The sequence below is a fragment of the Sphingobacterium sp. E70 genome (assembly GCF_019285695.1).
Lineage (GTDB): Bacteria > Bacteroidota > Bacteroidia > Sphingobacteriales > Sphingobacteriaceae > Sphingobacterium > Sphingobacterium detergens.
Genome location: NZ_CP079104.1, coordinates 2,319,347 through 2,339,627 on the forward strand (window position 1 = coordinate 2,319,347; position 20,281 = coordinate 2,339,627).

Sequence of the window (20,281 nt, forward strand, 5' to 3'; positions counted from 1 at the left end):
TTAACGCTATTTTCTGAAATTGCGACAGTAATTCGTGATTAAGACTGTCCTCATCCACCTTGGAAAGTTGGCATCTTTTCATCTTAAATTCCTGTCTTAATTCCTTTTTAGATTTCATGCTTAAAGATATATTTTTATTCCATCATTCTGATGAAAGGCATCCATTAAATGGATGATCTAATTCCCGATAATGAAACTGTAAATAGGCAGGAGCAAAAAAAAACGGCCTTGTAGCGAGCGCTATCAAGACCGAATAATCAACCTAAACCTAAATTCTTATATTACTTTACGCGTTCGATATAGTTACCTGTTTGCGTATCGACTCTGACTTTCTCTCCCTGATTAATGAATAAAGGCACCATAATCTCTACTCCTGTTTCTACAGTAGCTTTTTTCAAAGCGTTTGTAGACGTATCTCCCTTCACTGCTGGCTCCGTATATGTAATTTCCAATTCAACACTTTTAGGTGCTTCTGCCATAATAGGCTCATCACTTTCAAAAGCAATAATGACAGTCATTCCTTCTTTCAGGAAACGCGCTGAATCACCAAATAAAAACTTAGGAATATTGAATTGTTCGTATGTATTATTGTCCATCACAACGAAAAATTCGCCATCCTCGTATAGGTATTGGTAATCACTCGTTTCAACACGTGCAATCTCCACACTCTCATCAACTCTAAAACGATATTCAACTAATTTCCCAGTCTTCACGTTACGCATTCTTGCTTGATAAAAAGCGCGCAAATTACCTGGTGTACGGTGTATATATTCTTCTACAGAGACTAACTCTCCATTAAATCTTAAAATATTTCCTGATTTTACCTCTGATGCCTTAGCCATTCTTTGAATTGAACTTTAAACGGTTATCTCATTATTGAGTCGTCAAAAATACAAAAACTAATTGTTTTATTAAAATTTCATTCGTTACTTTTTGAAGTCGACAATAGAAATTGTTTCGTCACAAAATTCGTATTCTTTTTTGATTTGAACAGATAATAAACAATCTAAAATCGAGCTTGGTACGCGCTATTAAATTCAAATACCATTCCTCTCCGGCACTATCTAGATTACTTGTTGGCTCGTCCAACAATACTAAATTTGAATTAGAGCAGCATGCCAATACCAGTTTAACCCGTTGGCGCATACCTGATGAAAAATGCTTTATTTCTTTGTCGAGAGCACTTTCCAGCCCCAACAAATTTAATACACGCTCTTTATCGAATCCCTGAAGATAATTTTTAAATTGAAAATGAAAATCGAACAGCTCACGCAAGGTAAACTCTTCGATCAATTCTATATATGGTGCAGCAATAGACAGATGTTGGTAAACCTGATCGATACCAATGATGCTCTCTCCATTCGTATAAACCAATTCACCTTCAGAAGATGACAGGCTGCCAGAAAGAACCTTCAACAAGGTGGATTTTCCAGAACCATTCTGTCCGAGGACAGCATAGCTCTTTCGGATTCAAAACGATAGTTAATATGTCTGAAAATCCATTCACTGTTATATCTTCGACCAATATCCTTTAATGTTATTTCCAAAGCTATAAAAATCGGTAATACTATTACATCGCTCTATTGTTGAATCCCTTCATGATCCCTCTTCCGGAATTCCGAATGAAATCCAAAATTTCATCACGGATCTCTGTTGCCTGATATTCAGCTTCAATAATTTCTATTGCTTTGGCTAGATTTCGGTTCTGAACAAATAGAATACGGTAAAGATTTTGAATTTCAGCTATCTGCTCTTCCGAAAACCCTCTTCTCCGCAATCCTACAGAGTTAATTCCGGCATATGAAATCGGCTCACGGGCTGCTTTCACAAACGGTGGAATATCTTTACGCACCAAAGAACCTCCTGTGACGAATGCATGCGAACCAATTTTCACAAATTGATGTACTGCAACCATTCCTGCTAAAACAACATAATCCCCCACTGTGATATGTCCTGCAAGGGTACTATTATTCGAAAAAACACAATTATCACCCACTTCACAATCATGTGCGACGTGGCTGTAGGCTTGAATCAAACAGTTTTTACCGATGACAGTTTTATAACGGTCCTTCGTTCCTCTATTGATTGTTACACATTCACGAATCGTCGTATTATCTCCAATTTCTGCTGTTGTAATCTCGCCATCAAATTTTAAGTCTTGAGGTTCACCAGAAATCACGGCACCGGGATATATCTTACAGTTCTTTCCAATTCGAGCTCCATCCATAATGGTCACATTTGATCCAATCCAAGTACCTTCTCCAATGACAACGTCTTTGTAAATGGTTACAAATGGTTCAATGACCACATTTTTAGCAATCTTTGCTTCTGGATGAATATAAGCTAATGGCTGTATCATCTATACTTCTTTAGTTGTTATTTACTCTTACGATCTGTGCCATAAGTTCTGCCTCGCAGACTATTTTTTCTCCCACCATGGCCACACCTTTCATTTTCGCAATACCTCTCCGGATTGGTTCCATGAGATCACATCTAAAAATAACACAGTCCCCAGGGGTTACTTGTGCTTTAAAACGTGCATTCTCAATTTTGAGAAATAATGTTAGCCAGTTTTCAGGATCTGGAACAGTCTTAAGTACCAAGATACCTCCAGTCTGAGCCATTGCTTCAACTTGCAATACACCGGGGAATAATGGAGCTCGGGAAAATGTCCCATAAATAAGTCTTCATTCATGGTTACATTCTTTAAGCCTACAACATGTGTCTCGGTTAATTCTAAAATCTTATCGACCATAAGCATTGGCTGACGATGCGGAAGGATTTTCATAATCTCCACAGTATCATACAACGCTGGCATATTTGGATCGTAAACTTTTATTTTTTTACGTGTTTTATCTTTCTTGATCTGCTCTTTGATTTTCTTTGCAAAGGCGACATTTGCAGCATGTCCCGGACGAGCAGCCATAATATGGCCTTTCAGAGGTCGACCTACAAGTGCCAAATCACCAACCATATCCAACAGTTTATGTCGGGCAGGCTCATTCTGATGACGCAACTGAATATTATTCAGAATACCTTCTTTTGCAACGGCGACTGTATCGTTATGAAAAAGGTGAGCAAGTTTCTGTAATTCCTCAGGAGAAGTTTCTTTATCAACAATAACAATTGCATTGCTTAGATCCCCTCCTTTAATGAGTCCGTGGTCGACTAACATCTCCAATTCGTGTAGAAAACAAAACGTACGTGAAGAAGCTATTTCTGCTTTAAAATCTTCTATAGAAGTAATCGCAGCATGTTGACTACCCAAAACAGGTGAATTGAAATCAATCATACAGGTCAAACGATAATCATCCATAGGCATTCCTAGGATCTCAACTTTACGTTCTGGCTCTGCATAATGAATATTACTGGAGATCTCATAATAATCTCTGTCCGCATCTTGTTCTTCAAACCCCGCTTCTTCTAACAATTTCACAAAAATTGCTGAACTCCCATCCAATATTGGAATTTCAGGACCATCAATATCAATCAGGACATTGTCGATTTGCAGACCAATTAATGATGCCATTAAATGTTCGATTGTACTGACACTTGCTCCATTTTGAGAAATAGTGGTTCCTCTGGAAGTGTCTGTAACATTATCTGCATCAACCAAAACCTCAGGTTGACCTTCTAAATCTACACGTCTGAACTTAAACCAGTGATTTTCCGGAGCTGGTTTGATCGTCATCGATACAATTTTTCCTGTATGAAGACCTACCCCGAAATTTCAACCTCGTTTTTGATGGTTCTCTGTTTCACATTCATTTCTAATAACATATTTTTAAATCAAAACTTCTTTTGACAAAACCATCATGAGATTATAATATTTATATCGAAATAGCAGCAAGCTAGACTGCTCATGATCGCTTCATTACAATTAAATAACAGTTTATTTCAATGAAAAAGATTATTTTAACTTTGATTCTATTAATTTTTCTAGCTCTTGGATGCGTTTCTCTAACTCTGGAAGGCGCGCAAATATCACATTTGAGCGTAACTGAGGCTGATATGGCATCACAGGTGTGCCGCCCCATTTTTTCCTTCGTCTTTAATTGACCGATTAACGCCCGATTGAGCTTGTATTTGGGAGCCTTTGGCCACGACAATATGTCCTACGACACCAACTTGTCCTCCTAACACCACTCGCTCTCCAATTTTTGAGCTTCCAGAAATACCTGTCTGCGCAGCAATTACTGTATTTTTACCAATATCAACGTTATGTGCAATTTGAATCAGATTATCCAATTTGACACCGTCACGCACAATAGTCGCACCCATGGTAGCTCTATCGATCACAGTATTCGCGCCAATCTCAACATTGTCCTCTATTTGAACATAACCTATTTGTGGGACCTTCTTATAAGAACCGTCTTCCTGAGGGGCAAAACCAAAACCATCAGAGCCAATAACGACACCGGAATGAACAACAACGTTCTTACCTACCTTGCAATCATGGTAGATCTTTACTCCTGGATAAAGGGTCGTATTATCATCAATCGTAACTTTATCCCCTATAAAAACCTGTGGATAAATCTTCACATTATCGCCAATCGTAACCCCTTACCAATATACGCAAACGCTCCAATATACCCCCTGCTCCTATTGTTGCCTCAGGGTGTATAAAACAAGGTTCTTCACGTCCACTTTTGTCAAGACGAAACTCATTATACATATTCAATATGGTAGAGAAAGCAGCATAGGCATTCTTAACACGAATAATCGTCAGTGTGGGTTTGGTCTCTTGCATCAATTGCAAATCTTCATTCACAATGACAATTGATGCATCAGTAGTATAAATAAAATGCTCATATTTTGGATTTGACAAAAAGAAAGATCGCCTTTTTACCTTCCTCAATTTTGGCAAGGTTACCTACAGTAACTTCAGGATTCCCTTCAATCCTTCCTTCTAATAATGTCCCTATTTGTTGAGCAGTAAATTGCATGGTACAAATCTATGTTTTTTATTAAAAATAACTATCCGATGGAAGGAATTGCAATATATCCTACCTCTTTCGGATAACATAATGCGTATTTGGACACATTTTTGACAATGCTTCTAAATTTCCAAGATCCGATGCTTCAGTAATATCAATAAGCTCTCCCGATTTCAATAATATCTTGATTTGATCATTGGAAGGGTTATATGCGCGATTATGAATTTCCTGTGTAAACACATAATAATGAAGATCCTCTTCCTTTACACCCAAGCACTCCTGCACTTTGGTTTTTACCAGCTCGATATAATCTGGAGAAAAGGGTTTATTGCTCATCACTGAACGATACAGGTCTCTTTTCATTATTCGCTGACACATTTTACTCAAAATCTTGTCCTCATGCAGCTCCCATGTTTTTATCGCTGACATAATATCTGTATCATCTAAACGAGTAAACCAGTCCAAATGCAACGGGTCTGCCATAAAATTTGTTAGGTCAATCTCCTGACTCAAAAACCAATGGAATGCTGGGGTAGAAAAGAGTGTTACTCCAGATGCTGTCAAATATTTTGCTCTTTGTAAAATTTTAATCAATAATTGCTCTGCCCCTATAACTGTTTTATGTAAATACACTTGCCAATACATCAGTCTCCGTGCAATAATAAATTTTTCCACAGAATAAAGTCCTTTGTATTCAACTACAATCTCGTCATTCACTACATTCAACATCTTAATAATGCGGTCAAATGAAATTACACCTTCAGAAACGCCAGTAAAAAAGCTGTCTCTATTCAGATAATCCATCCGGTCTACATCCAATTGGCTGGAGACAAGCTGATGGAGAAATTTTCGAGTGTATTTATTATTAAAGATATCAATCGCGATACTTAATCTCCCACCCAAATCCTGGTTTATCCGATCCATCAACAAAGAGGAAAGCAATTCATGTGAAACGCCTGCAATCAAACTATGTTCCAATGAATGGGAAAAGGGACCGTGACCGATATCGTGTAGCAAAATCGCGGCTAAGACAGCTTCTTCTTCCTTTTCAGAGATCTCTACCCCTTTACTTCGAAGCGTCTCCAATGCCATCGACATCAGATGCATCGCTCCTATCGCGTGCTGAAATCGTGTATGTAACGCCCTGGATAGACCAGATGAGTCATACTCACCTGTTTAACATAACGAAGTCGCTGAAAATAGGGATGTTGTACAAGGTCAAAGACCAACCCCGTAGGAATGGCAACAAACCCGTATACAGGATCATTGATGATTTTATTTTTGTTCAATGCGGCGATAAATTAATGCTACTTTTCAACATATTAAATAGAAAACCCGCTTGTGTAAAACACAAACTTATGGTTATCACTAATATAAACTTAAAACAAAGATAGTTAGTTCATCGTTAAGAAATGTTAAAAATAAATCTAAAGCACGATATTTGCTTATGTTAGCACGATATTGAAATCCATTCAATGAACGAGGTATTTTCTTTTGTTACAATTTGAGTAACATATCAACCTCTCTTATAGTAGACATATATAACAAGATGCAAAAACACATATTCTCTGGGCTGATGACGAAATTGACTTTCTAAAACCTCATATTTTGTTTTTAGAAAGTAAAGGGTATAAAGTTGACACAGTCAACAATGGAAATGATGCGGTTGAAGCCTTTAAAAATGGTTTTTTCACTTAATATTTCTGGATGAAAACATGCCGGGGCTAACTGGGCTCGAAACACTTGCGATCATCAAGTCCATTAATCCTACAGTTCCTATCGTGCTCGTCACCAAAAATGAAGAGGAACATGTCATGGAAGATGCCATCGGATCTAAAATAGATGATTATTTAATCAAACCTGTAAATCCCAAGCAGATTTTGATGACGATAAAAAAACTCACTGAAAATAAACGTATTGTCAATGAGAAAACTTCTATGGCCTATCAGCAAGATTTCCGCAATTTAGGTATGATCTTAAATGACGATCTGGATTTCAATCAGTGGTCAGAAGTATATAAAAAACTTGTTTACTGGGAATTATCACTTGAAAAGCTTGATGACAACAACATGCATGAAATCCTGACCATGCAAAAGTCGGAAGCAAACATGCGATTTTCAAAGTTTGTAGAAAACAACTATATCAATTGGATCAATCGCCCGGAAAATTCACCTATTTTATCCCATCAGTTGTTTAAAAAGAAAGTATTTCCAGTACTTGAAGATGAAATCTCTACCTTTTTCGTCCTGATAGATAATTTGCGTTTTGATCAATGGAAAATCATCAACGAGGTGATTACAGATTATTTTAGACTGGAAGAGGAGATCAACTATTTCAGCATCCTTCCAACTGCAACCCAATATGCAAGAAATGCAATTTTCAGCGGCTTAACACCATTAGAAATGGAAAAACGGTTTCCAAAGTTATGGCAAAATGACGAGGATGAGGGTGGTAAGAACTTATATGAAGACAAATTTCTGGAGGATCAGGTCAAAAGGTTATATCGTAAACCGATAAAACATTCTTACACCAAAGTTTTAACACTTGAACAAGGTAAGGACGTTTTAGATAATTTAGGGAACTTGATGCATAATCAGCTCAATGTCCTGGTCTACAACTTCGTTGATATGTTATCCCATGCACGGACGGACAGCTCCATGATCCGTGAACTGGCGAATGATGAAGCGGCATACCGTTCGCTTACCTTATCCTGGTTTGAACACTCACCTCTTTTAGAGACCCTTAAATGGCTTTCACAGAAAAAAGTACGTGTTATTATCACAACGGACCATGGGACGATTCGGGTAAAAAAACCGAGCAAAATCGTTGGAGATAGAAATACAAATACAAACCTCCGCTATAAACAAGGGAAAAATCTAAACTACATTGAAAAAGATGTATTTACGATAAAAATCCCCATGATGCACAGTTGCCCAAGCTTCATGTTAGCTCAACTTATGTATTCGCCAAAGAGGATTCCTACTTTGTTTATCCAAACAATTACAATCAATTTGTTAATTACTTTAACGGAACATTCCAACATGGAGGAATATCATTGGAAGAAATGATCATCCCCTTTGCGACATACTTGCCGAAATAGTAATTTTGCAACATGGAAATTATCGTAAATACAACGGCAGATCTTTCTGTTGCAGCCCAAACTCTTTTGAACAGGTTTCCAAAGGATCGAATTTTTCTGTTATATGGCCCAATGGGAGCAGGAAAAACCACCTTTATAAAATATTTGTGTGAACAATTAGGTGTAAAAGATAGCACGTCGAGTCCTACCTTCTCGATTGTTAATGAATATGATTCCGATAGCGGGCCAATCTATCATTTTGATTTTTATCGGATTAAAGATGAACAGGAGGCATTTGACTTTGGTTATGAAGAATATTTCGATTCGGGAGCATATTGCTTTATGGAGTGGCCTGAAAAAATACCAAATTTGTTGCCCGAAGAAGCGAAAGAAATACATATCAGCATCATAGACGCTGCTACCCGAAAAATATCTATCCGTTAATCTATCTTTTATCATATTCCATTATGGCTCATTCATCGTCTTGTCAATATATTCCTTCAGATATCCAGGTACCGGGGTTAGCAGCTATTCACGCTGAACATTTAAGTTTCTCCTTCCATGAAAACAATGTACAGTTTGCTGTTGAAAATGCTTCTTTTGATATTGAAGGCGGAAAAATAACGGCTATCATCGGTGAGTCCGGAAGTGGAAAAAGTACGCTTCTTAAATTAATCTATGGCTTGTTAGAACCTACGGACGGAGTCGTGCGGTATAAAGGCTGGCAAGTTCCCACACGCAAAGACAAGCTAATACCCGGACATGATGCCATGAAACTCGTTTCGCAAGGATTCGACGATTTAAATACCTATGCGAATGTATGGGATAACGTTGCTTCACAGCTACCCAATACGGATATCAAACGCAAGCAGGATAAAACCGCAGAGATTTTACAACGCTTACGCATAGATCATTTGGCAAAAAAACGAGTTGCCGATATCAGTGGCGGAGAAAAACAGCGTGTTGCGATCTGCCGCGCATTGATCAATGAACCTGAGGTATTATTGATGGATGAACCATTTAACCAAGTGGACGCATCTTTTCGCGACACCTTGCAACAGGACATCAAGGATATTGTGAAGGAAACGGGTCTTACGATAATTTTGGTTTCGCATGACCCCACGGAGGTGCTTGCGCTGGCAGACAACCTTATTGTCATGAAATCAGGAAAAATATTAGATCAAAATAATCCACACCTATTATATAGCCAGCCATCACACCCTTATACAGCACAATTGTTGGCAAAAGTAATATCCTAAATCCCCAACAAGCACAAAATTTAGGTATAGCAAGTGAAAAGCCCATTGCAATTCATCAAGAATGGATTTCTATTATGCTCGCCGAAGAATCACCTTTCTTTGTAAAAGACACTAAATTTAGAGGCTTTTATTATGAAATCGTTGTTTCAAACAATGTGGTTGACCTACATTGCACAACCATTTCACAGCTAATCCCTCAGAAAAACCAAGCGGTTGATCTAACAATTTCCCACTGGATTCCTTTCGATTAATTCAACGTGGAAATCCAGGATAGAAATGCATCAAACCATTTTTTTCAGAAGTTTTGTTGATCAATCCAAAGCCGTGGCCGCCTTGTTCAAACACATAGAGCGTATTGCGGACATGCACCTTATCCAATGCTGCCATCATTCGGTAGCTGTTTTCAATCGGAACAGATTTGTCATCTTTGGCATGCACAAAAAAACAGGACAGACCTCAGGAGAAACCTGTAAATCTGAAGAGAATAATTGAACAAGTTCTTCGGATGGATTTTCTCCAATCAGATTGATTTTCGAACCTTTATGCGTCACATCATTCTGCATAGAAATAACTGGATATATTAGTCCTGCAAAGTCCGGCCGCAGTGACACATGTGAAGGGTTGGGGATATATTCTTTCTTAAATTTGGTCACTAAGGTTGATGCCAAATGCCCTCCCGCCGAAAAACCTATAACGCCAACTTTTTTGAATTGTGGATTGGAAGTGCGAATCAATTGTACTGCCTGTTGAGCATCCTGAAGCGGCCCAATACTCTTATCCCGCATGATATTGGGTGAGGGTAATCTGTATTGTAATACATAAGCCGAATATCCATTTCTTACGAGTTCCTGAGCGACTGCATGCCCTTCATGATCCATTGCGATATGCGCGTATCCACCTCCAGGGATCACAAGTACGGCTATATTTTTGGCCGCACCTTCAGCTGGAGTATAAACAAATAATTTGGGTATGTTTTTTCCAAAAGAACCTGATCTTTATCCGTTGCATTCGGAATAGTATCTGGGTAAAGATTTATAACTTCCTGAGCCTTTGCAAGCGAAACCAAAGAACATAAGATCATAAGAATTTTTTTCATCTCTATTATCTATATTATATAATATGTGGTGTCCCCTAAAGTGAAGAAACTACCAATAAATCCAAATCTTTTGCCGTCATATTAAATCGGGAAGCCATATCGGCATTGGTTAGGTTGCCTTGGTACAGATAGATTGAACTTCTTATCCCTGGGCTTTTCCAAATTGCATTTTTCAATCCGCCCAACTCGGCGAAGTCCAACAGGATGGACGTGAAAATATTACTCATTGCATAGGTTGCTGTACGAGCGACCCGAGAAGCGATATTAGGAACACAATAGTGAATGACATCAAATTTCCGAAAAACAGGTTTATCATGTGAGGTTACTTCCGATGTCTCAAAATTTCCACCTTGATCGATACTGACATCTATCACAACCGAGTTAGGTTTCATCTTTGAAACCGTTTCTTCGGAAATCACACAAGCAGAACGGCCATTGCGCGCCCGCAGTGCGCCAATAACGACATCTGAACTTATTACTGCTTTATTAAGAATAATTGGTTGAATAACCGAAGTAAATACTAGACTACCAAGATTGTTTTGCAAACGGCGGAGTTTATAAATTGAATTGTCAAAAACCTTTACTTGTGCGCCAAGCGCCAAGGCGGTTCGTGCAGCTTGCTCCCCAACTGTTCCTGCACCTATAATGACAACCTCTGTAGAAGCTACTCCTGTAACACCTCCTAGCATGAGTCCCTTTCCACCGAAAGCATTACTTAAATACTCCCCAGCGATCAAAGTCGCTGTCGCCCCGACAATTTCGCTCATTGCCCGCACCACAGCTAAACACCCTCCTTCATCCCGCAGATATTCATAGGAAATTGCGGTAATCTTCTTATGCATCAACGCCTTTAGCACCTCAATATTCATTAAGGAAGGCTGTTGGGAAGACAGGAGTACTTGTCTTTCTTTCATCAATTTAACCTCAGAGACGGTAGGACTACCAACTTTAATGATCAAATCTGCTTGATATATTTCTTCTCTGGATGACACGATCCGAGCTCCTTGTTCACTATAATGGTGATCCAAAAAATTCGCTCCGGTTCCGGCTCCAGTCTCAATCAATACCTCATGTCCGTTTTCGACAAGTAATGCTACCGCCAAAGGTGTCAGACATATACGCTTTTCCTGAAGTGAGGTCTCCTTTGGGATCCCAATAAAAAGACTTTTCCCATTCTTTTTCTTCTCAAAAAGCATTTCTTTCGGAGAAATCATGGCCTGACTCGCAAGCTTCCCTAACTCATTCATTTTATTAAATTGACTTTAGTTAAAATTACAATAAATAATCAATGTAATCAAACGAAGATAAAATTGACAAGCTGCTCAGCTCCTTAGTTGGTGAGCTACAGACAAGATAGCGTTCCTATCAACGTTCTGTAGTTATTAAATAGGGTAAAAGATTAATCCATACAAAGGCCATGGGAATGAAACAAAATTATCTACATTTGTCTAAATTAATCAGATTTATTACCATGCTAAGTAAAATCAGTATAGTACCCAGATGGATCATTTTTTTATTGGATATTTTCAGTGTTTCCATCGCCTATCTCCTTGCAAACGTCATTTATTACGATTTTAACTTCGATTTTCTCCTTGACATAGATTTTAGCATAAGATATATTCTATTTATAAGTGTCTGCTCCCTATCATTTTACTTATTCAAGATGTATACTGGGATCATTCGTTACACAAGCGCGATTGACTCCATCCGGATATTATCCACCATAGTATTTAGCGTGTTCATGCTTCTAATCATCAAACTGATTATTCAAGCAAATGAAATTGAACGGAATATTCCCACAGCGTTGATCATCTTCTTTGCGCTCTTCTCATTTTTAATTTTAACGGTATATCGAACTATTATTAAAATTTTCTTTCTCTATACAAAGAAAGTCAATGGCACCAGAAAGAAAACCTTGATTTATGGCGCCGGTGATCTCGGTATCGCCGTAAAAAGAACATTAGATCATGATGTACGATCGAAAAATGCGATTATTGGCTTTTTGGATGATAATGATCAAAAGATCAACAAAGTAATTGATGGAACGAAAATCTATTCATCTAAGAAGTTCAATCATCTGATCAATACCTTGAATGTTGAAGAGGTCATTATTGCCTCACACAATATTCCTTCAGAGCGCAAAAACGAAATTACGGATATAGCTTTAGAGCGAAATGTAAGTATCTTAACACTTCCACCTGTCAAAAAATTATGAATGGGGATCTTAACCCCAATCAGATTCAAAAAATAAAAATTGAAGATCTATTAGAGCGGGATCCAATCAAAATCAATGATGATCATATCCTAAACCAAACCAAAGGTAAAAGAATCCTTGTTACTGGTGCCGCTGGATCAATAGGGAGTGAAATCGCCTCACAATTGGGTAAATATGAACCCCAAATGATTATTCTCTGTGATCAGGCGGAATCCCCATTGCACAATTTACAACTGGATTTACAGGACGAATTTCCAAATCAGGTATACCATACTTATATAGCAGATATCAGAAGTAAAAAGAATGCGTTTACTCTTTGAAACATTCAAACCACATTATGTATATCATGCTGCAGCTTATAAACACGTTCCTATGATGGAAAACCATCCGCTTGAAGCAGTACAAACCAATGTTATGGGTACCAAAAACCTAGCTGATCTGGCGGTGGAATTTCTGGTCGAAAAATTCGTTTTCGTTTCTACAGACAAGGCTGTTAATCCAACAAATATTATGGGGGCAACAAAACGTATTGCCGAAATATATGTACAAGCCCTAAACAATCATCTGGAAAGTTTATCGAATAGAGAGGTCAATACCAAATTTATTACTACGCGATTTGGCAATGTTCTTGGCTCAAATGGCTCTGTTATTCCTAGATTTAGAGATCAGATCCAAAAAGGAGGCCCTGTTACAGTAACTCATCCCGAGATTACACGTTATTTTATGACTATCCCCGAAGCCTGCCGGCTTGTTCTAGAAGCTGGTGCTATGGGTCAAGGCGGAGAAATATTCGTCTTTGACATGGGGAAATCCGTGAAGATCGTTGAGCTGGCCAAGAAGATGATACGTCTTTCCGGATTCAAACCAAATGAAGATATCGAAATAAAATTCACCGGTCTAAGACCGGGTGAAAAATTATATGAAGAACTCTTAAACGATCTGGAAAATACCCTTCCGACGCATCATGAGAAAATTATGATCGCCAAGGTCCGCGAAAATAATTATAACATTGTAAGTCTGAAACTAGCGGAATTAAAACTGCGATTAGCGACTCAAAATAAAAATGAGGTCGTCTATCAAATGAAGCTCATTGTTCCAGAATTTAAAAGTAAAAATTCGATCTATGAACAACTGGATAAAGAAATCGAATTATCAAATGAGTCCGAAAACAAAAGTTAATTCACTTTAAAATTTGTAAAACACTTGCAAATTTGCTCGAAAAGTGTATTTTTGCAACCATATTTTACTGATTAGTAATGTCTAAAAATACAAATAATACAAATCAAGGTTTGAAACCTTCAAAAGGATCTTTTTTCAGGATAACCAAAAAAGCGTTGCGTTTATTTTAGGTGGTATCGTTGTATTGATTTTGCTGTACTTTGGATACGAAAAACTTTATTTGCAACCAAGAGCAGAGGAAGCATCGAATCGCATGTATAAAGCCGAGCAGCTTGTTACAATTGATTCTTTACAGAATAAAGCGATTTCAGGAGATGGCGCATTCCTTGGTTTCAAGCAAATTGCAGACGAATATTCAAACACAAAATCTGCAAATATTGCAAATGCATATTTAGGAGGTCTCTACTTACGTCAAGGTAAATTTGATGATGCTGTAAAAGCATTGGAAAAATATTCCCCTACAGGAAGTCAAATCTTAGACCCTCTAGTTATTGGTTTGACAGGGGATGCTTATTCAGAGTTAAAAGACTATAAAAAAGCGGCTGATTATTACAAACAAGCTTCTGAAAAATCGAGCAACTCATACACAACTCCATTATTCCTAAAAAGTTAGGTCTTGTTTATGAGGCACAAAATGACTACAAAAGTGCTGAAACAGCTTACAAAAAAATCAAAACAGATTTTCCAGAAAGCCAAGAAGCTTCTACTATCGATGGTCTATTGGGTAGAGTACAAGCACATTTATAAGAAATCATAAATACACAAAAAAAGAGGCTATTTGATAGCCTCTTTTTGTGACCATCTAAAATCACTATCTTTGCATCTATTATGGCAAGTAGCATTAAAAATCTATCAGACTTTTCGCATATCCAAGTTGCGGATGCGAGTCCATTCAAATTTGCAATTGTAGTTGCACAGTGGAATGCAGAAATTACTGGTGCACTATTGAACGGTGCTATCTCAGGTTTGGAAAAACATGGTGCAAAAGAAGGCAATATCGAAGTTATCGAGGTTCCAGGAAGCTTCGAGCTGACCTCCGGAGCAGATCTGGCATTGAGAAATCAAAGCTTTGATGCTGTTATCTGTCTAGGCTGTGTAATCCAGGAGAAACCCGCCATTTCGATTTTATTTGTCATGCGGTAGCCAATGGTGTTTCAAACGTAGGACTGAAGTATAACAAACCGGTTATTTTTGGAGTACTGACGACAGACAACCTTCAACAAGCTTTGGACCGCGCTGGTGGTAAACATGGCAATAAGGGTGAAGAAGCTGCTATTACAGCAATACAAATGGCTGCCATTGCTAAAAGATTCTAGTTTGGTATCAATTTTGTCTATTATTTAATCATGAAAAAGTATTCTGGGCCAAAACATAGAAACGCACAAGTACTTTAATTTTAAATAAATCGATTAATAAAGTATGATAATATCTTATTAATCGATTTTTTTTTTTAGATATGATTATGAAAACATTATCGAACATACTCTTCGTATTTATGCTATCATTTCTTTCTGTCGGGCATTTATCTGCTCAAGACGATAGCCTGAATAAGCAAATCTGGCGCAGTATTGGTGGCCAAGGTAAATGGGATTCCCTACAGTATCTCGCTTTTTCTGCAAAGGGTAATACCGTATCGGAAGAGTTGTCCAATGAAGAACGTAAGTTCCTCTTTAACCGTACAACAGGAGAATGTAGATTCGATGGATTTAGCGGATCTGATCAGGTAACCTATTTATTCAATTTTAAAGGAAGCAGCACAGATAAGCTTTTTATTGCGGGCAATGTATCTACGGACGGCCAAGAAATAAAGAAATCCATAAAAATCAACTTTTTGCGGATCTAAATCTGCTCTTGTTACCCACGCTGATAGAACAAAGAAGTGTGCAGTTTAAAAATCAGGAGGAACGATTTATTGGTGGGCAAAAATTAACAGTTGCAAGTATTACCTCTTCAGGTCCGGTTCTCGGCTCTAAGCTAGACGGTTTAATCTATATCGATCAAAATACGGGTGAGATTACGCGTTATGAATACACTGATAAAACAGAAAAAATCAGTTATGAGGTAAGCAAATACAAAGAAATAGGTGATGGAATACGCCTACCTAGTTTATTTAGCGCTGCAAGCAACGACAAGAGAACCTGTGTATTCTCTTCGATCTCTTCATTTGTACAAGTCGAGCAAAAGAAATTTAAAGAATTATAGCTATTATGATTAATTGGATAGAATTAAATACAGAAGAACAATTACAGGAACTTTATCAATCCGATAAGGTGTCCGCCATATTCAAACACAGCACAACCTGTGGTATCAGTAACATGGCAAAACGCAGTTTGGAACGGATGTCAACTACTGTTGATCAGGACTATTCTATTTATCTGTTAGACCTGTTGCGTTATCGGGCACTTTCCAATGAAATTGCACAACGATGGAATATTGAACATCAATCGCCACAGATACTGATTGTCGAAGGCAAAAACAGCCTTTACGATGCTTCACATGGGGATATTCAATTTGACGAAATTGAAAAATACCTGTAATTACTTGATTTTAAATGTCTTACCTTCATCATAGGCACTCAGGGTAAGATTATCCCAAGTGATCATTCCATTGGATTTTTCTTTAATCCACGTGGATTTCTGGCAACGATGACTTGGGATTCCCCAACCACTTTTACGGTATTCTGTCGAACGATGATAGCAGTTCCTCATCAATCCCGATACAGGTCTTGTCAGGGAACTCCGCTAAGGCAGTAAAAAGTCGATTATATCGACTTCTCTTTACAAAATGCTGATCTATAATCGCAGATTTTATAAGCCCCAGACCTTTGGCTGTCTCTAAATTTTGATGTTCCAGTCTATTGAAGGTAGCTCGATAGACCGAATCTTTTAATTGATTACCTGTTATCATTGTCTCGCTCATAATAGCCGCACCAGCGCTTGTACCCGCAATACATGCACCTTGCTGATAAGCTGCATGAATCGCATCGAACAATGCTGTATGTGCTACGATCGACATAAAACGATTTTGATCTCCCCTGTAATATAAATCAGTTTTGCATGGCGTACCGAATCAACAAGCTTCTGATCATCAGCATCCGATTTCGAAAAATTAATACTGGTGATCTTATTTTTGTCACTTCCCTGAGTTGATTTACCATACCCTCTACAGACTCATCAGGGACGGTGGAAGCCATCGGTAAGATCATTATATAATCCTTTGGTGAAAGCTGCGCTGCTTCGACCAAAGCTTCCATCAGATGTTCATCTTTATGTCCGCCACCAATGACAAACAATGTTCCTTTAGGTGAAATGCGTGATTTCTGGCTGGTGAAAGAACACAAAACGATTACCGCGATAATACACAACAACTTTTTCATAACAGCTTCCCTTAGATTATACGTTTGATTACTTATAAATTTCTACTTTTATCTTACCTTCCTTTGTTACCGTGCCCCTATACATGCCTTCGGTATTGAACGGCATGGCGACATGACCTTCTTTATCCATAACAATCATTCCACCATCTCCGCCCATTTTGCCAATCCGATCAATGACAGCTTGACCGGCTTGCCATACATTATCATTTTTATATTCCATTAGGGCCGAAACAGAATATGCGGCTACATTACGAATATAAAACTCACCCCAACCGGTACAGGAAACTGCGCAAGTTGCATTATTAGCATAAGTCCCTGCACCAATAATTGGTGAATCACCAACACGACCAAATTTTTGTTCGTCATCCCACCAGTCGAAGTACCCGCAGCTAAATTCCCCTGATTATCCAATGCGACACAACCCACTGTCCCAAATTTAGAATCCTTATTAAGAATCCCCAAACGGGAACTCTGTTTCTGATCATGATCCAGCTGTGTTTTGGTACTATCCTCTTTTTTAATTTTTGCAGGGCATCCCAACGCATTTTCGTCCAAAAATAAGATGGATCAACGATTTGCAAACCAGCTTCTTTGGCAAACTCTTCTGCTCCTTTGCCCACCATCATCACATGTTCCGACTTCTCCATGACCGCACGCGCTGCGGAAATTGGGTTTCTAATGGTGGTGACTCCAGCAACTGCACCAGCAGCTAATGTCTTTCCATCCATGATAGAAGCATCCAACTCGTTTTTTCCCTCATTCGTAAAGACAGCTCCCTTGCCTGCATTAAACAAAGGAGAATCTTCCATTACATGAATCGCTTGTTCAACAGCATCTAAACTGGAATTCCCCTTCTTCAATTGATTGTAACCTTCATTCAAAGCTTGCTCCAAAACTGTTTTATACGCCTGCTCCATGGAGTCAGTCATATTTTTTTCAAAATTGTCCCAGCTCCGCCATGAATTGCCAGAACAAATTGTTCTTTCGTCATTTCTTGTTTTTCCTTTCCGTCATTGTGATTACAAGAAGCTGCAACCGCAGCACTTCCAATAATCATGGCTATCATTGCATGTATCTTCATTTTATTATTTTGTATAACCTGGATTTTGCACCATATTTTTGTTGACAAATATTTCATCTGCGGGAATAGGAAAATTGTATTGCGCTTTTGTTGACTCAACAATAGTGCTCCCGCAGTATTTATAGCATCTTGGGCTCCTCTACGTACAGGCATTTTCCTTCTTTTAAATCAAAAAAACGATGACCCTCAAATGCCAATTCCTTATAACGCTCCGCTAAAATAGCATCAATTAATTCGTCTTTGGAGGATAAGACCTGATTTTGATAATCTTGGATTCGCGCTTTCCGCAACACGTTCAAATCATTATTTGCTTCATTGAGCTTATTTGTCTCCGCATTGGCCTCCGCGCGGATCAGGTACATCTCGCCTGTTCTAAATAATTTTACGTCCACGAGACCAGCTGTTGCATCAGCTTCTTTACGGCCCAAATATTTTCCAATCAGGTACTGTTGTTTCCCTTCTCCCCGATTGGGATCATCGAGAATATAGCTTCCAAAACGGATATCTTTATTCTTGTCAAATAGAGCAATCAATTTATTTGAAGGTGTGTAAAGTGCTATCTCGCCATCCTGCCTAAAAAACATCGCCCCGATAGGTCCTTCAGCTGGAGAATCATCTTCTTTAGGTAGATCTGCGGCTGTCCTACGCAATGAAAACACCACTTCATTGGAACTCTCGTCTGACCATATTTTCGGAAAAGAAGTCCGGTCAGCCAGTGGCTTTGCAGCAATGACTTTTGATGAAGCAGCAATTGCCAAGGTCCAATCTTTTGCATATAAAGCGGTTCTTGCCTGCAATGCATACAAGCCAGTCTTAGAAAAACGGTAAATAGCCTCTTCATCTCCAATTAAGCCCAAAGCCTCATTAATGTCCTTTTGGGCCAAGCTGATTACTTCGGCAACTGTTTTGCGTGGTGGATGTCCAATTTCAGACTTTAACATATAGGGAATTCCCAATGCTGTAGGCTCATAGCCCGCTGCATAAGCTCTCAAAAGCTCAATATGAGCAAAAGCACGGATGGCAAGCAATTCGCCTTGGTAATGCTTTTGCTTATCAGCATCCACTTTCTCCAATTTTTCCAGTCCTGCCAAAGCGCGATTCGCACGATCGATGACCACATAGTATTCACCAAAAGCGCTCGTCACCGATGAACTTGAGGCGGTATATTGCCAACGATAAGCACTAACATTTCCGACGGTGTTTTCCAGTGGATAAATTGCTTCATCCGAGACAACCACACTATTTCCAATGAGTGTATAGGTCATACCAGCGTAAGCACCCTTGATGGCCATATCGATATCATCCAGATTACGGTAAGCCTTTTCGGGATCAATCGTATCTGAAGGTTTTAGATCTAATTTATTACAGGAATAGAAAGTCGACAAACCCACAGTAAAGAGGCCGATTACTAATATATTTTTAAATGATTTCATTGCCGTAGTCCTTTTTAAAAATTAACACTGAATCCTGCTGTATATGTTCTCGGAGCTGGATAGTTAAAACGACTTATCCCTTCACTATTTTCGGGATCAAGCCCCTCCAGGACGTCCAGGTTAATAAATTTTGCCCCTGAAAGAAAATTCGGGCCCCTTTAATTACCTTTTGATCCCCAAACAAGGTTTTGGAAACTGATAAACTAAGTTGACATTCCGCAACCTGAGGAAAGAAGCATCCTGGATATCTTTGGATGTATATTCGCGCGGTATATCAATCCGTTGTAAAATGGCATTATCTCCCGGTTGCTTCCAACGGTCAGTAAGCATGCGTATACTTTGGTTACTCGTCATATAGCTCGAATTCTCATTATAAAAATCCTCGTTATTCCAACGGCGCACGTCACTAACAAATGCAAACAAAGCATCCAACGAGAGGTTTTTCCAGCGGACAGTGGTATTAAATCCGCCAACCCATTTTGGAAACATACTGCCAGATTTTGTAACGGCCTGTGAAGTTTCATCATATTCGGTTGTTATACTACCATCGCGGTTATAATACTGCGCATCGCCAGTCTGGGGATTAACCCCGCCCACTCTGGCGCATAATAGGTTCCATAAGGCAA

The 20,281-nt window shown here is 38.7% G+C and carries 23 protein-coding genes and 5 pseudogenes; 10 read left to right on the forward strand and 18 right to left on the reverse strand.

Annotated features, from left to right (window positions below):
* Positions 1 to 281 precede the first annotated feature (281 nt).
* The 9 genes and pseudogenes from efp to KUH03_RS46070 form a co-directional block, all read right to left on the reverse strand.
* Entirely contained in the window at positions 282 to 842 is a 561-nt protein-coding gene (gene efp, locus KUH03_RS16535; RefSeq protein WP_120261848.1) for an elongation factor P, read from the reverse strand.
* A gap of 118 nt (positions 843 to 960) precedes the next feature.
* Positions 961 to 1,416, reverse strand: a complete 456-nt coding sequence (locus tag KUH03_RS16540; RefSeq protein WP_306429613.1) for an ATP-binding cassette domain-containing protein — start codon at positions 1,414 to 1,416, stop codon at positions 961 to 963.
* Between the two features lie 154 nt (positions 1,417 to 1,570).
* Positions 1,571 to 2,359, reverse strand: coding sequence for an acyl-ACP--UDP-N-acetylglucosamine O-acyltransferase (gene lpxA / locus KUH03_RS16545; protein WP_075990789.1), 789 nt, complete (start codon positions 2,357 to 2,359; stop codon positions 1,571 to 1,573).
* A gap of 10 nt (positions 2,360 to 2,369) precedes the next feature.
* Positions 2,370 to 3,768: pseudogene (locus KUH03_RS16550) on the reverse strand (bifunctional UDP-3-O-[3-hydroxymyristoyl] N-acetylglucosamine deacetylase/3-hydroxyacyl-ACP dehydratase).
* A gap of 249 nt (positions 3,769 to 4,017) precedes the next feature.
* Entirely contained in the window at positions 4,018 to 4,542 is a 525-nt protein-coding gene (locus KUH03_RS46055; RefSeq protein ID WP_306429614.1) for a UDP-3-O-(3-hydroxymyristoyl)glucosamine N-acyltransferase, read from the reverse strand.
* A 1-nt stretch (position 4,543) separates the two neighbouring features.
* Positions 4,544 to 4,771 (reverse strand): hypothetical protein, encoded by a 228-nt coding sequence (locus KUH03_RS46060; protein WP_306429615.1) that lies wholly within the window; start codon positions 4,769 to 4,771, stop codon positions 4,544 to 4,546.
* Between the two features lie 37 nt (positions 4,772 to 4,808).
* A complete protein-coding gene (locus KUH03_RS46065) occupies positions 4,809 to 4,946 on the reverse strand; it encodes a hypothetical protein (RefSeq protein WP_306429616.1) in 138 nt (45 codons plus the stop codon).
* A 60-nt stretch (positions 4,947 to 5,006) separates the two neighbouring features.
* On the reverse strand, positions 5,007 to 6,044 hold the full coding sequence (locus KUH03_RS16560) for an HD domain-containing protein (RefSeq protein ID WP_306429617.1): 1,038 nt from the start codon (positions 6,042 to 6,044) through the stop codon (positions 5,007 to 5,009).
* A gap of 5 nt (positions 6,045 to 6,049) precedes the next feature.
* Positions 6,050 to 6,226 carry a hypothetical protein gene (locus KUH03_RS46070; protein WP_306429618.1) on the reverse strand — a complete coding sequence of 59 codons (177 nt, stop codon included), beginning with the start codon at positions 6,224 to 6,226 and terminating at the stop codon, positions 6,050 to 6,052.
* A 274-nt stretch (positions 6,227 to 6,500) separates the two neighbouring features.
* Here KUH03_RS46070 and KUH03_RS16565 point away from each other — a divergent pair.
* From KUH03_RS16565 to KUH03_RS16575, 3 genes and pseudogenes are all read left to right on the forward strand, one after another.
* Positions 6,501 to 8,037: pseudogene (locus tag KUH03_RS16565) on the forward strand (PglZ domain-containing protein).
* Positions 8,038 to 8,049: 12 nt separating this feature from the next.
* The gene (tsaE, locus tag KUH03_RS16570) at positions 8,050 to 8,460 is read left to right on the forward strand and encodes a tRNA (adenosine(37)-N6)-threonylcarbamoyltransferase complex ATPase subunit type 1 TsaE (protein ID WP_257094888.1); all 411 of its coding nucleotides are present in this window, start codon (positions 8,050 to 8,052) and stop codon (positions 8,458 to 8,460) included.
* Between the two features lie 23 nt (positions 8,461 to 8,483).
* Positions 8,484 to 9,275, forward strand: coding sequence for an ABC transporter ATP-binding protein (locus tag KUH03_RS16575; protein WP_257094890.1), 792 nt, complete (start codon positions 8,484 to 8,486; stop codon positions 9,273 to 9,275).
* 252 nt (positions 9,276 to 9,527) lie between these two features.
* On the opposite strand, the gene KUH03_RS16580 is transcribed toward KUH03_RS16575, so the two are convergent.
* The 3 genes from KUH03_RS16580 to KUH03_RS16590 form a co-directional block, all read right to left on the reverse strand.
* Positions 9,528 to 9,665 (reverse strand): hypothetical protein, encoded by a 138-nt coding sequence (locus KUH03_RS16580; protein WP_257094892.1) that lies wholly within the window; start codon positions 9,663 to 9,665, stop codon positions 9,528 to 9,530.
* Positions 9,662 to 10,186 (reverse strand): alpha/beta hydrolase, encoded by a 525-nt coding sequence (locus KUH03_RS16585; protein ID WP_257094902.1) that lies wholly within the window; start codon positions 10,184 to 10,186, stop codon positions 9,662 to 9,664. Before KUH03_RS16585 ends, KUH03_RS16580 begins: the two co-directional genes overlap by 4 nt.
* A gap of 220 nt (positions 10,187 to 10,406) precedes the next feature.
* Positions 10,407 to 11,618, reverse strand: a complete 1,212-nt coding sequence (locus KUH03_RS16590; protein WP_257094903.1) for an alanine dehydrogenase — start codon at positions 11,616 to 11,618, stop codon at positions 10,407 to 10,409.
* 416 nt (positions 11,619 to 12,034) lie between these two features.
* Between KUH03_RS16590 and KUH03_RS46075 the strand changes: the two genes are divergently transcribed.
* From KUH03_RS46075 to ytxJ, 7 genes and pseudogenes are all read left to right on the forward strand, one after another.
* On the forward strand, positions 12,035 to 12,586 hold the full coding sequence (locus tag KUH03_RS46075) for a nucleoside-diphosphate sugar epimerase/dehydratase (protein WP_306429619.1): 552 nt from the start codon (positions 12,035 to 12,037) through the stop codon (positions 12,584 to 12,586).
* Positions 12,583 to 13,765: pseudogene (locus KUH03_RS46080) on the forward strand (UDP-N-acetylglucosamine 4,6-dehydratase family protein). The gene KUH03_RS46075 and the pseudogene KUH03_RS46080 overlap by 4 nt, the downstream one beginning before the upstream one ends.
* Before the next feature lie 190 nt (positions 13,766 to 13,955).
* A complete protein-coding gene (locus tag KUH03_RS16600; RefSeq protein ID WP_257094905.1) occupies positions 13,956 to 14,378 on the forward strand; it encodes a tol-pal system YbgF family protein in 423 nt (140 codons plus the stop codon).
* Between the two features lie 215 nt (positions 14,379 to 14,593).
* Positions 14,594 to 15,081: pseudogene (gene ribH / locus KUH03_RS16605) on the forward strand (6,7-dimethyl-8-ribityllumazine synthase).
* 146 nt (positions 15,082 to 15,227) lie between these two features.
* On the forward strand, positions 15,228 to 15,608 hold the full coding sequence (locus KUH03_RS16610) for a hypothetical protein (RefSeq protein WP_257094907.1): 381 nt from the start codon (positions 15,228 to 15,230) through the stop codon (positions 15,606 to 15,608).
* A gap of 8 nt (positions 15,609 to 15,616) precedes the next feature.
* Positions 15,617 to 15,967 carry a hypothetical protein gene (locus KUH03_RS16615; protein WP_257094909.1) on the forward strand — a complete coding sequence of 117 codons (351 nt, stop codon included), beginning with the start codon at positions 15,617 to 15,619 and terminating at the stop codon, positions 15,965 to 15,967.
* Positions 15,968 to 15,972: 5 nt separating this feature from the next.
* Entirely contained in the window at positions 15,973 to 16,302 is a 330-nt protein-coding gene (ytxJ, locus tag KUH03_RS16620; protein WP_208642623.1) for a bacillithiol system redox-active protein YtxJ, read from the forward strand.
* Between the two features lie 133 nt (positions 16,303 to 16,435).
* On the opposite strand, the gene KUH03_RS16625 is transcribed toward ytxJ, so the two are convergent.
* The 6 genes and pseudogenes from KUH03_RS16625 to KUH03_RS16660 form a co-directional block, all read right to left on the reverse strand.
* A complete protein-coding gene (locus KUH03_RS16625) occupies positions 16,436 to 16,780 on the reverse strand; it encodes a cyanophycinase (RefSeq protein WP_257094911.1) in 345 nt (114 codons plus the stop codon).
* Positions 16,781 to 16,811: 31 nt separating this feature from the next.
* Positions 16,812 to 17,141 (reverse strand): hypothetical protein, encoded by a 330-nt coding sequence (locus tag KUH03_RS16630; RefSeq protein ID WP_257094912.1) that lies wholly within the window; start codon positions 17,139 to 17,141, stop codon positions 16,812 to 16,814.
* A gap of 28 nt (positions 17,142 to 17,169) precedes the next feature.
* Positions 17,170 to 18,070, reverse strand: a pseudogene (locus KUH03_RS48675) (isoaspartyl peptidase/L-asparaginase family protein).
* A gap of 156 nt (positions 18,071 to 18,226) precedes the next feature.
* Positions 18,227 to 18,325 (reverse strand): RagB/SusD family nutrient uptake outer membrane protein, encoded by a 99-nt coding sequence (locus KUH03_RS46085; protein WP_306429754.1) that lies wholly within the window; start codon positions 18,323 to 18,325, stop codon positions 18,227 to 18,229.
* Between the two features lie 16 nt (positions 18,326 to 18,341).
* Positions 18,342 to 19,655: a RagB/SusD family nutrient uptake outer membrane protein gene (locus KUH03_RS16655; protein WP_257094916.1), complete on the reverse strand. Its 1,314-nt coding sequence runs from the start codon at positions 19,653 to 19,655 to the stop codon at positions 18,342 to 18,344.
* 162 nt (positions 19,656 to 19,817) lie between these two features.
* On the reverse strand, positions 19,818 to 20,252 hold the full coding sequence (locus tag KUH03_RS16660) for a hypothetical protein (protein WP_257094918.1): 435 nt from the start codon (positions 20,250 to 20,252) through the stop codon (positions 19,818 to 19,820).
* Positions 20,253 to 20,281: the final 29 nt, after the last annotated feature.

Bases quoted from the DNA above. Each gene is read 5' to 3' on its own strand.
- KUH03_RS16590 (WP_257094903.1), bottom strand. From the start codon at position 11,618: ATGAATGAGTTAGGGAAGCTTGCGAGTCAGGCCATGATTTCTCCGAAA.
- ytxJ (WP_208642623.1), top strand. From the start codon at position 15,973: ATGATTAATTGGATAGAATTAAATACAGAAGAACAATTACAGGAACTT.
- KUH03_RS16610 (WP_257094907.1), top strand. From the start codon at position 15,228: ATGAAAACATTATCGAACATACTCTTCGTATTTATGCTATCATTTCTT.
- KUH03_RS16625 (WP_257094911.1), bottom strand. From the start codon at position 16,780: ATGTCGATCGTAGCACATACAGCATTGTTCGATGCGATTCATGCAGCT.
- tsaE (WP_257094888.1), top strand. From the start codon at position 8,050: ATGGAAATTATCGTAAATACAACGGCAGATCTTTCTGTTGCAGCCCAA.
- KUH03_RS16580 (WP_257094892.1), bottom strand. From the start codon at position 9,665: ATGATGGCAGCATTGGATAAGGTGCATGTCCGCAATACGCTCTATGTG.
- KUH03_RS46075 (WP_306429619.1), top strand. From the start codon at position 12,035: ATGTATACTGGGATCATTCGTTACACAAGCGCGATTGACTCCATCCGG.
- KUH03_RS16630 (WP_257094912.1), bottom strand. From the start codon at position 17,141: ATGAAAAAGTTGTTGTGTATTATCGCGGTAATCGTTTTGTGTTCTTTC.
- KUH03_RS16655 (WP_257094916.1), bottom strand. From the start codon at position 19,655: ATGAAATCATTTAAAAATATATTAGTAATCGGCCTCTTTACTGTGGGT.
- lpxA (WP_075990789.1), bottom strand. From the start codon at position 2,359: ATGATACAGCCATTAGCTTATATTCATCCAGAAGCAAAGATTGCTAAA.
- KUH03_RS16560 (WP_306429617.1), bottom strand. From the start codon at position 6,044: ATGCATCTGATGTCGATGGCATTGGAGACGCTTCGAAGTAAAGGGGTA.
- KUH03_RS46065 (WP_306429616.1), bottom strand. From the start codon at position 4,946: ATGCAATTTACTGCTCAACAAATAGGGACATTATTAGAAGGAAGGATT.
- KUH03_RS16575 (WP_257094890.1), top strand. From the start codon at position 8,484: ATGGCTCATTCATCGTCTTGTCAATATATTCCTTCAGATATCCAGGTA.
- efp (WP_120261848.1), bottom strand. From the start codon at position 842: ATGGCTAAGGCATCAGAGGTAAAATCAGGAAATATTTTAAGATTTAAT.